Origin of the sequence: Halorhodospira sp. 9628, assembly GCF_022228075.1 — a bacterium.
Taxonomy (GTDB): domain Bacteria; phylum Pseudomonadota; class Gammaproteobacteria; order Nitrococcales; family Halorhodospiraceae; genus Halorhodospira; species Halorhodospira halophila_A.
On the sequence record NZ_JAJNRF010000022.1, the window covers coordinates 1 to 7,623 of the forward strand.

The window sequence follows — 7,623 nt, forward strand, 5'->3', positions numbered from 1 at the left end:
CCCCCCCCCCCCCCCCCCCCCCCCCCCCCCCCCCCCCCCCCCCCCCCCCCCCCCCCCCCCCCCCCCACGGCCGGATCAGCCCTCGCCGTCCGGCAGCTGCCGCAGGTTCGACTGGATCGCCTGCGCCTCTTGGGAGTTCGGCGGTACGACGTCCAGAAGCTCTTCCCAGTAGGATCGGGCCCCCTCGTAGTCCGCGTTGTTGTAGGCCGCGGTACCAGCCAGCCACAGCGCGCGGACGTTCTCCGGATCGATCTCCAGGGCGCGCTGGAGATACTCCATGGGTTCACCCTGCAGGTTGCCGGTGGTCGCCGCCAGGATATCGGCGTACTCGGCGAGAAGGTTGGGGTCGTCGTCCGCACCCAGATCCAGCGCCCGCCGGAAGGCGTTCTCGGCCTCGTCGAGGTTCTCCAGGTAGATCATGGTGCGGCCGTAGAGGACCCATCCGGTGGGGTCGTCGGGGCTCTGCTCCAGCCGATCACGCAGCTGTTGTGCCATGGCCTCGATCTCGTCCGGGTCGTGCTGTTGCGGCTGCCCCGGTGCGCCAGACTGCTGCTGGCGATCCGGCGTGGTCGGAGTGCCAGCCTGGGTGAAGGCGCGCTCGTCGCCAAGGGAGTGGTACATGGACAGCGCCAGCACCGGCACGGCCACGGCACTGACGGTGGCCGCCGCGATGACCACCCCGCGGCGGGCCCGCGGCAGATAGCCGGCTTGCTCCTCCTCGCTGTCGATGGCCCCGCTCTGGACCAGGTCCCGGTCCAGGTCGGCGACCGCCGCGTCGTACTGCGCCCGGCTCAGGGTGCCGTTCTCCAGATCCTGGTCCAGCTCACGGATACGGTCCCGGTGGATCGTCGCATTGACCTGCCGACGCGACTGGGTCCGCGTCCGCGCCGCATCCCGCAGCAGCGGGAAGAGCACGAAGATCAAGGCGAGGGTGCAGAGGACCACAACGGCCCCTACGAAGGCTCCACTCATCGATTCCCCCTTGGGTTAGTCGCCGCGCCGGAAACGTTCCAGCGCCCGCCGCTCGGATTCGGTCAGATCAGTCTGCGCCGCCTTCTGCTGACGGTGGCGGATGACCTGCAGCCACGCCACGCCGCCGATGACCAGCAGCAAAAAGGGGCTGACCCAGAGCAGGGCTGTGTTCATCTGCAGCGGCGGGTTGTAGCGGACGTAGTCGCCGTAGCGCGCCGTCATGAAATCGACGATTTCGTCCTTGTCGTAGCCATCGACGGTCATCTCGTAGACGCGGCGGCGCATGTCCCCGGCCAGCTCTGCCGGCGACTCGTAGATGGTCTCGGTCTGGCAGACGGTGCAGCGCAGCTGCCGGACCAGGGTGTAGTACTGCTCTTCCTGCTCTTCGGTCTCGAAATCCAGCGGCTCGCCAATGGAGACCGCGCCGGCCGGCGCGGCCACCGCCGCCCCGGCGAGCAGGAAAAGCGCCACGAGCAGCCCTCGAAGACGCTGCCCGGTGGTGTCGCCGCGGCGCGCCTGCGACGCTGCAACCAGAGTTACGCTCATGACCGCTCCGCCTCCAGTTCCTCGATCAAGGGCAGGATGTCGTTGCGCAGTACCTCGGCGTTCACCGGCCCGATGTGCTTGTGCCGAATGACGCCTTGGGCGTCCAGCAGATAGGTCTCGGGGGTGGCGTACACGCCCCACTCCATGCCCGCCTCCGCCCGCGGATCGTAGGCGATCTCGCGGAACGGGTCGCCGAAGAGATCCAGGTAGCGCTGGGCACTCTCCCGGCTGTCACGGTAGTTGAAGGCGTGGATGGCGATGCCCCGCTCAGCCAGCTGGCGCCAGTAGGGGTGCTCATGGCGGCAGCTCTCGCACCAGGACGCCCAGACGTTGACCAGGGCGATCTCGCCCACGAAGTCCTCCCGGGTCAGGGTGACCCCGGAGTCGCGCAGCGACTCCAGCTCGAAGGCTGGTGCCGGTTGGCCGACCAGCGGCGAGGGCAGGCTGCGCGAGTCCAGGCTCAGGCCCACGTAGAGCAGGCCGAGGACCGGCAGGGTCAGCAGCAGCGGCAGCAGCAGTCGCTTGTTCATGATGACGGCTCCTGCGCCGAGGCCGGTCCCACCACGCGGTTGTCGTTGCTGTCGACGTGGGCCTCGGAGACCGTGCGCCGGTCGCTGGCCATGCGGTAGCGGCGATCCGCGGCCGCGAGGAAGCCGCCGAAGGCCATCAGCAGGCATCCGGTCCACATCCAGAACATGTACGGCTTGTAGTAGAGCCGCATGGTCCACGCCCCCTCGCCCAGATCATCACCCAGCGATACGTAGACATCGCGGGTCATGCCGCGGTTCAGCGAGGCCTGGTGCATGGGCATCTGCGGTTGCGAGTCGTAGAAGCGCCGCTGCGGGTGGAGGACGTCGATGACCTCGCCGTCCTGATTGAGGACCTCGACGGTGGCCTGCTGGCCGTCGAAGTTCGGCCCGCGGACGACCTCACTGTCGAGCATGCGGAACTGGTACGCCCCGGCGGTGGCGGTCTCGCCCGGGGCCAGGCGTACGTCCCGCTCGACCTCATAGGTGTTGACCATGGCGATGGCCATGACCACCAGGGCCAGGCCGCCGTGGGCCAGGTGCATGCCGAAGAAGCTCGGGCGCAAGGCCGCCTGCAGCGCCTTGCCAGCCCCCTGTTGACGCCGCCGGCTGAAGCGCCGGAACAGGTCCACCGCAGCGGTCAGCAGGATCCACGCCGCCAAGCCGAGGCCGAGGGCGGTGAGCGGGTTCCAGGCGCCCATGGTCAGCGGCCAGACGCCGCCGATCAGGGCACTGACCAGCAGCACCCAGCGCAGCTGGCGGACCGTCTCCATGGGGTCCGACTGTTTCCAGGAGATCACCGGCCCGATGCCGATCAAGAACAGTAGCGGTAGCATCAGCGGCATGAACACCGCATCGAAGTAGGGCGGGCCCACCGAGATCTTGCCCAAGTCGAAGGCGTCCAGGGCCAGGGGGTAGAGGGTGCCGATGGCGATGGCCGCGCAGGCGACCACCAACAGCACGTTGTTCGCCAGTAGCAGCGATTCCCGCGAGTACCAGCCGAATACACCGCCCAGTCCCACTTTGGGGGCACGCCAAGCGTAGAGGGCCAGGGACCCCAGCAGGGTGACCGCCAGGATAGCGAGCAGGAAGACGCCGCGGTCGGGGTCGGTGGCGAAGGCGTGGACCGAGGTGATCACGCCCGAGCGGACGATGAAGCCGCCGAGGACGGTCAGCGCGAAGCTGACGATGGCCAGCATCACGGTCCAGACCTTGAAGCCGCCGCGTTTCTCGGTCACCGCCAGTGAGTGGATCAGGGCGGTGGCCGTGAGCCAGGGCAGCAGAGAGGCGTTCTCCACCGGGTCCCAGAACCACCAGCCGCCCCAGCCGAGCTCGTAGTACGCCCACCAGGAGCCGAGCCCGATACCCAGGGTCAGGAAGCCCCAGGCGGCTGTGGTCCACGGCCGCGACCAGCGCGCCCAGGCGGCATCGAGGCGACCGCCAATGAGCGCGGCGACGGCGAAGGCAAAGGCGACCGCCAGGCCCGTATAGCCGATGAACAGCAGCGGTGGGTGGATGATCATCCCCGGATCCTGGAGCAGCGGATTCAGGTCCGTGCCCTCGGTCGGTGCCGGGAAGATGCGCTCGAACGGGTTGGAGGTCAGGGCAGTGAAGGCGATGAACGCGACGGCCACCATGCCGAGCACCGCCAGCACCCGGGCCAGCATCTCCCGCGGCAGGGCGCGGCTGAATACCGCCACGGCCACCGTCCAGGCGCTGAGGGTCAGGACCCAGAAGAGCATCGAGCCCTCGTGGCCACCCCAGACACCGGTGATCTTGTAGACCAGCGGCAGCGCTGCGGCCGAATTCTCGGCCACGTAGCGGATCGAGAAGTCGTTGGTGACGAAGGCCGCCGTCAGGATCAGGTAGGCGACCAGCAGGAAGACGAATTGCCCGACGGCCAGCGAGCGGCCCGAGTTCATCAGCCGGGCATCCCCGGTGGCCGTGCCGACCAGCGGGAGGATCGACTGGATGACGGCCAGGCAGAAGGCCAGGATCAGGGCAAAGTTGCCGAGCTCACCAAGCATCGTTAATAGTCCCCGGCTTCATCGAAGGAGTGTTCGACCCGGTCCAGGGCCTCCTGCGCCTCGGCCGGCATGTAGTCCTCGTCGTGACGTGCCATGACATTATCGGCCTTGAACACCCCGTCGGAGGTGATCCGGCCCTCGACCACGACGCCCTGACCTTCGCGGAAGAGGTCGGGGAGGATGCCTTCGAAGTCGACGGGTACGCTCGCCTCGGTGTCGGTCACGTGGAAGCGGACCCGGGTGGAGGCGCTGTCACGCTCCACGGAGCCGTCCTCGACCAGTCCGCCGATGCGAAAGTGCCGTTCCGGCATATCGGACTTGGCCATCACCTCGGACGGCGTGATGAAGAAGGTCATGTTGTCACGGAAGGCATTGAGCACCAGCGCCGTGGCAACGCTCACCCCGGCGACCACACCGAGTACCAGGAACAGCCTCTGGTGTCGCTTCTTCATCGTTCACTCCCCCTGCGATTGTGCGGCGGTCGTGCGCCGCGACTGCCGCTGAAGCATGGTCTGCAGGTGACGGCGGCGGCGGCTGACCAGCAGCCACTCGACGAGCAGTACCGCGGCCACCATGCCGAACGAGCCCCAGACGTAGGGCGCGTGTCCGCCCATGGCCAGAAAATCACCGATTCCGTCCCACATCAGGCTTCTCCTCCGGACTCCGCGATGCGCTGTTCACGCGCGGTCTCGTCAGCAGCCCGCTCGCGCTGGTCGCGGGTGAGGGTGCCGGCGGCCGCCGCCCGGGCCCACTCCTTGCGCGACTCCCGGCTCATGGCCTCGGCCTGGGCGCGTCGCAGCACGATGGCCGCCGAGTAGATCCAGAAAGCCGCGGTCATCAGCAGCAGCGCAGCGAGCATCGAATCGGCCATGCTCGGCCCGTCCGTCCGGATGACCGAGGCGCCTTGGTGCAGGTTGTACCACCACTCTACGGAAAAGTAGATTATCGGTACGTTGACCGCGCCGACAATAGCCAGCAAGGAGGCGGCCCGACCGCCTTTCTCGCGGTCGTCCGAGGCGGCGTGCAGCGCGATGTAGCCGAGAAAGAGGAAGAGCAGGATCAGCGTCGAGGTCAGCCGCGCGTCCCAGACCCAGTAGGTGCCCCAGGTGGGCGCGCCCCACAGGGCGCCGGTCCACAGGCCCAGGAAGGTCATCAGCGCTCCGGTCGGGGCGATGGCCCGGGCCATGATGTCGGCCATCTTGATCCGCCAGATCAGGTAGATCGCCCCGTATAAGGCCATCAGTAGATAGAGGAACATCCCCATCCACGCCGCCGGGACGTGGATAAACATGATCCGGTAGCTGTTGCCCTGCTGGTAATCCGGGGGTGCGACAAAAAACCCCACGTAAAGGCCTGCCACGGCGAACAGGGCAGCGGCCGCCCAGAGCCAGGGCACCAGGCGCTGGGCCAGCACGTGGAAGTTGGCTGGTGCCGTGTACTTGAGCCAGGGAATGGGTCGAGCGGTCATGCAGTTATCCCGTCGTTCTCCGTAACGCGTCTACGTCACTACGCCTTCGATCCCGGAAACGGGTGTCAAGTTCCCGTTACGCGGATGCTCTCGTCTCAGTCCAGGGCAATGCGCAGCGCCCCGGCGATCGCCAGGGGCACCAACGGCAGCGCCAGGGCCAGCATGGCACCGAGCAGCGACAGGTGCGCCTGATAAGAGGCGTCGAACATCGCCTCTGAAACCGCCCCCGCGCCCAGCACTAGGACCGGCACATATAGGGGCAGGATAAGCAGTGCCATCAGCGCCCCGCCGGCCCGCACGCCCAGGGTCATGGCGGCCCCCACCGCGCCAAGCAGGCTCAACACCGGGGTCCCGAGCAGCAATGATAGCGCGAGTACCAGCAGTTCCGCCCCCTCCAGACCCAGCGAGTAACCCAGGGCCGGGGAGAGAATCACCAGCGGCAGCCCCAGGGCCAGCCAGTGAGCCACGACCTTGGCCAGCGCCACCAGGGCCAGGGGCTGTGGCGACAGGGCCAGTTGCTCCAGGGTGCCGTCGCGCCAGTCATCGGCGAACAGCCGGTCCAGCGAGATGAGGCTGGCCAGCGCTGCCGCCACCCATACCCCGCCGGGCGCTAGCGTGCGCAGCTTGTCCGGCTCGGGGCCGATGGACAGGGGAAAGAGGGTGATGACGATCACGAAGAAGGCAACGACGGTCAGTACGTCCTGACGGCGCAGGACGATGAGCGAAACGTCGCGCCGCAGGAGTGTCCAGAGAGACCTCACCATGGTGTCGTTCTAGTCCAGATCCAGGATGCGCGGCTCGGGCAGGCCGTCGATGGATTGATGGCTGGTAGTGATGACCAACCCCCCGTGCTGCAGGTGGCCGGCGATGCGCTCGAAGAGCCACGCAACGGCGCGCCGGTCCAGGGCGGTCAGCGGCTCGTCGAGGATCCACAGTCGCGCCGGCGAGAGCAGCAGGCGGGCCAAGGCTGTGCGTCGGCGCTGGCCCTGGGAAAGGTAACGGACCGGGATGTCCTCGCGTCCGGCGAGGCCGGCCTGCTCGAGGGCGTCGAGGCGTTCGTCCAGAGAGCTCGACTCACCGCGCAGCCCCTGGTGGACCTGCAGGTTCTCCAGTGGGGTCAGCTCGTCCTTGACGGCGTCGCGGTGGCCAACGTAAAGCATTTGCCGGCGGGCCCGGTCATCGAGCCGGCGGATCTCCTGATCGAGCCAGTGGATGCGGCCACGGACCGGTTCGGTCAGGCCGCAGAGGGTGCGCAGCAACGTCGTCTTGCCGCTGCCGTTGCGCCCGCGTACGAAAAGTAGCTCGCCGGGGCCGAGGGCGAAGGAGACCTCCTCGAAGAGGAACTCCTCGCCGCGGCGGCAGGCCAGGTGCTCGACGCACAGGCGGCTGGCCGCAGCGTCGGTCTCGCCGCGGGTGTACTGGTTGTTCGGTGTATCGCTGCGTAGGGCGTCCATCGTCGGTCCTGGGTTGCCTCCGATGCCCTGTGGCGATCGCGCTCAGGGTATAAAAAAGGGAGCGCCAGCCGGCGCCCCCTCGTCGTTCCGCCAGGCGGGCGGAGCTGCTCGCCTAAGTGCGAGCAGCTTACGCCGGGGCGTAGACCGAGCACCAGCCCTCACCGCGCACCAGCACGTCGGTGAAGTTCGGGTGCTCGCAGTAGCCCCAGTCGCCGTCCACGTAGTCGACCCAGAACTGGCAGTTCTCGCACAGCTGCCCTTCTTGGAAGCGGGCGTGGTCGGTGTCGGCGGCGTCGTTCACGTAGTCGTGGGCGTGGTCATCCTCCGCCTTGGGCAGGTCTTCCACGCCATCGGGCAGGCCGGCAACGGCGGTGCCCTTGGTCACCAGCGTGGCCAGCGGAATGGCGGCCACGGCCATGGCACCGTTCTTGAGGAACTTGCGGCGGTCACCGTCGATCGGGTTGCTCATGCTCACCCTCCTGTCGGTTTTTCTCTTGGGTGTCACGGTGGGACACGGACTTTATCATTTGGTTCCGCGCCGCCCCCCGGGGCGCCGTTTCAAGCGGGGGGGGGGGGGGGGGGGGGTGGGGGGGGGGGCCCCCCAAGGGTAACCATTAATGGGCCTTGCC

The 7,623-nt window shown here is 67.9% G+C and carries 10 protein-coding genes; all 10 read right to left on the bottom strand.

The window, feature by feature from the left end; translation table 11 throughout:
* Positions 1–75 precede the first annotated feature (75 nt).
* Positions 76–972, bottom strand: a complete 897-nt coding sequence (gene ccmI / locus LRG10_RS12950; protein WP_238633919.1) for a c-type cytochrome biogenesis protein CcmI — start codon at positions 970–972, stop codon at positions 76–78.
* A gap of 15 nt (positions 973–987) precedes the next feature.
* Positions 988–1,518 carry a cytochrome c-type biogenesis protein gene (locus LRG10_RS12955; protein WP_201170428.1) on the bottom strand — a complete coding sequence of 177 codons (531 nt, stop codon included), beginning with the start codon at positions 1,516–1,518 and terminating at the stop codon, positions 988–990.
* On the bottom strand, positions 1,515–2,048 hold the full coding sequence (locus LRG10_RS12960) for a DsbE family thiol:disulfide interchange protein (protein ID WP_201170425.1): 534 nt from the start codon (positions 2,046–2,048) through the stop codon (positions 1,515–1,517). The genes LRG10_RS12955 and LRG10_RS12960 overlap by 4 nt, the downstream gene beginning before the upstream one ends.
* The gene (locus LRG10_RS12965; protein ID WP_238635775.1) at positions 2,045–4,072 is read right to left on the bottom strand and encodes a heme lyase CcmF/NrfE family subunit; all 2,028 of its coding nucleotides are present in this window, start codon (positions 4,070–4,072) and stop codon (positions 2,045–2,047) included. Before LRG10_RS12965 ends, LRG10_RS12960 begins: the two co-directional genes overlap by 4 nt.
* 2 nt (positions 4,073–4,074) lie before the next feature.
* Positions 4,075–4,524, bottom strand: a complete 450-nt coding sequence (gene ccmE, locus LRG10_RS12970; RefSeq protein ID WP_201170422.1) for a cytochrome c maturation protein CcmE — start codon at positions 4,522–4,524, stop codon at positions 4,075–4,077.
* A gap of 3 nt (positions 4,525–4,527) precedes the next feature.
* The gene (ccmD, locus tag LRG10_RS12975) at positions 4,528–4,716 is read right to left on the bottom strand and encodes a heme exporter protein CcmD (RefSeq protein ID WP_201170419.1); all 189 of its coding nucleotides are present in this window, start codon (positions 4,714–4,716) and stop codon (positions 4,528–4,530) included.
* A complete protein-coding gene (locus LRG10_RS12980) occupies positions 4,716–5,540 on the bottom strand; it encodes a heme ABC transporter permease (RefSeq protein WP_201170417.1) in 825 nt (274 codons plus the stop codon). Before LRG10_RS12980 ends, ccmD begins: the two co-directional genes overlap by 1 nt.
* A gap of 95 nt (positions 5,541–5,635) precedes the next feature.
* Entirely contained in the window at positions 5,636–6,304 is a 669-nt protein-coding gene (gene ccmB, locus LRG10_RS12985) for a heme exporter protein CcmB (protein ID WP_201170415.1), read from the bottom strand.
* Positions 6,305–6,313: 9 nt separating this feature from the next.
* Positions 6,314–6,994 (bottom strand): cytochrome c biogenesis heme-transporting ATPase CcmA, encoded by a 681-nt coding sequence (gene ccmA, locus LRG10_RS12990; RefSeq protein ID WP_201170414.1) that lies wholly within the window; start codon positions 6,992–6,994, stop codon positions 6,314–6,316.
* Between the two features lie 127 nt (positions 6,995–7,121).
* Positions 7,122–7,463, bottom strand: coding sequence for a high-potential iron-sulfur protein (locus LRG10_RS12995; RefSeq protein ID WP_201170413.1), 342 nt, complete (start codon positions 7,461–7,463; stop codon positions 7,122–7,124).
* Between the last annotated feature and the right edge of the window lie 160 nt (positions 7,464–7,623).